This window comes from Acinetobacter sp. VT 511, assembly GCF_001077515.1.
GTDB classification, from domain to species: Bacteria; Pseudomonadota; Gammaproteobacteria; order Pseudomonadales; family Moraxellaceae; genus Acinetobacter; species Acinetobacter schindleri.
On the sequence record NZ_LFRE01000001.1, the window covers coordinates 1 to 2,008 of the forward strand.

Consider the following 2,008-nt stretch of genomic DNA (forward strand, 5'->3'; position numbering starts at 1 on the left):
CAGTAGTCAGTTCAGTAGTCAGTTCAGTAGTCAGTTCAGTAGTCAGTTCAGTAGTCAGTTCAGTAGTCAGTTCAGTAGTCAGTTCAGTAGTCAGTTCAGTAGTCAGTTCAACTGACTACTGAACTGACTACTGAACTGACTACTGAACTGACTACTGAACTGACTACTGAACTGACTACTGAACTGACTACTGAACTGACTACTGAACTGACTACTGAACTGACTAAATCAGAACATTGAATCCTATATGATAAGCTGGGGACTTAGCTTAGTTGGTAGAGCGCCTGCTTTGCACGCAGGAGGTCAGGAGTTCGACTCTCCTAGTCTCCACCACTCATTGCGATGCAATGAGTTATCAATCAATGAAAATAATTTCGATCAATCAACCAGTAAAAATCCACACAAGTTGTTCTTCATAATCTCTTAATGATCTTTCTAACACCTCGTCAGTGCCAGAAGCTGGACTCAAAACACCGGATAACTCAGCTGGTGGAGACTAGGAGAGTCGAACTCCTGACCTCCTGCGTGCAAAGCAGGCGCTCTACCAACTAAGCTAAGTCCCCAGCTTATCATATAGGATTCAATGTTCTGATTTTCTGTTTTCTGGCAGATGGTGGGTCTGACAAGACTTGAACTTGTGACCCCACGCTTATCAAGCGTGTGCTCTAACCAACTGAGCTACAGACCCTCAGATACATCGTCATGAAGAACAACTTGTATTAAAGACCAAACGGTCTTGAAATACTTGATTCAGCTAACGCTAGAACATACAATTCGACTCAAATATTTCTATTAATGAACGATGTTCAAAACACTGTTTTGAACAAGTGCAAGATCTGACCAAGCATTGGCATCTAAATAAGACCAAACGCAAAGTCATACCAGTTGTGCTGGCGACCATAGCAAGAGTGAACCACCTGATCCCTTCCCGAACTCAGAAGTGAAACCTCTTAGCGCTGATGGTTTCACTGTATCCTCGTCGGACTACAGTCAACTGTGATAAATCACAGAGCTTAATAACAATGCCGCGCATTATACGCAACTTAATCACTAAGCTCTATAAGCTATCAGCTTGTTCGCTCAAAGACCAAACAACTTCAACACTGTATGATTACATACTGCGCGAAGCGTAGCTTCTTGCTTAAATTTCAAGGAAAAGCATGCTTTTCTTGTCTTGAAATTTGGTGGAGACTAGGAGAGTCGAACTCCTGACCTCCTGCGTGCAAAGCAGGCGCTCTACCAACTAAGCTAAGTCCCCAGCTTATCATATAGGATTCAATGTTCTGATTCGATTAATTTTTTCCTATCTTCCTACTACCTACCAAATGATTCAAACCATTTACACCCTTCCTCCTTCCCTCCTCTCCCTCCTCAATAAAAAATTGATTGATAAAAAGGCAACAATGGCTCGCCTAGACAATGAGAAACGAATAGAACGTATTAAGCAGGGCCTGGCACGTTCGGGTTACAAGCCAACAGGTAAGAAAGCCAATGAGGCTAAGCACAAACGCATAAAAGAATTACTAGCAGCTGGCAATATGACTAAGGAAGAAATTGCCAAAGCAGCGAATTGAGGAGCTGCAACTGTTTATCGAGTTGCTAAAGTAATTTAAAAAGGCTTGTATCAGCGCTTCCCTTAAATCCCTTGTCATATTCATTTTAAATGTTGAATACCGATATACATAAAGTAGCGCTGGTTTCATACTTATGAAGTTAATATGTACTATGCTAAGGCGCTGCGTATTTGCGATTTGCACATAAGCAGGACCAAAGACTACTAGATGTAGTACAGAAAGGCCCTACAACTTACATTTAACCTACATAAAAGGACGGGGTATGCATGGATCGTATGGACGAAATTATTTGGAAAAGGAACAAATTAATCGGTATCATTTTGTGGATTATTATTGCCATTGGTATGGGGCTGGCCTTTACGATGCCGAAGTTACTTGTGTCCAATGGAGTAGCTCTAGTCTTTGTAGTTTGGATTACATACGCTAATGCGAAA

General features: G+C 41.6%; 4 tRNA genes, 1 rRNA gene and 1 pseudogene. 3 read left to right on the top strand and 3 right to left on the bottom strand.

Annotated features, from left to right (window positions below):
- Positions 1–257: 257 nt before the first annotated feature.
- Positions 258–333 (top strand) — tRNA-Ala (locus ACS72_RS00005).
- Between the two features lie 154 nt (positions 334–487).
- Here ACS72_RS00005 and ACS72_RS00010 read toward each other — a convergent pair.
- Positions 488–563 (bottom strand) — tRNA-Ala (locus ACS72_RS00010).
- A 48-nt stretch (positions 564–611) separates the two neighbouring features.
- Positions 612–688 (bottom strand) — tRNA-Ile (locus tag ACS72_RS00015).
- Between the two features lie 201 nt (positions 689–889).
- Here ACS72_RS00015 and rrf point away from each other — a divergent pair.
- Positions 890–985: ribosomal RNA gene (gene rrf, locus ACS72_RS00020) — 5S ribosomal RNA — on the top strand.
- Positions 986–1,182: 197 nt separating this feature from the next.
- On the opposite strand, the gene ACS72_RS00025 is transcribed toward rrf, so the two are convergent.
- Positions 1,183–1,258, bottom strand: a tRNA-Ala gene (locus tag ACS72_RS00025).
- Between the two features lie 28 nt (positions 1,259–1,286).
- Here ACS72_RS00025 and ACS72_RS00030 point away from each other — a divergent pair.
- A pseudogene (locus ACS72_RS00030) lies at positions 1,287–1,574 on the top strand (resolvase); the annotation flags it as partial.
- Positions 1,575–2,008: the final 434 nt, after the last annotated feature.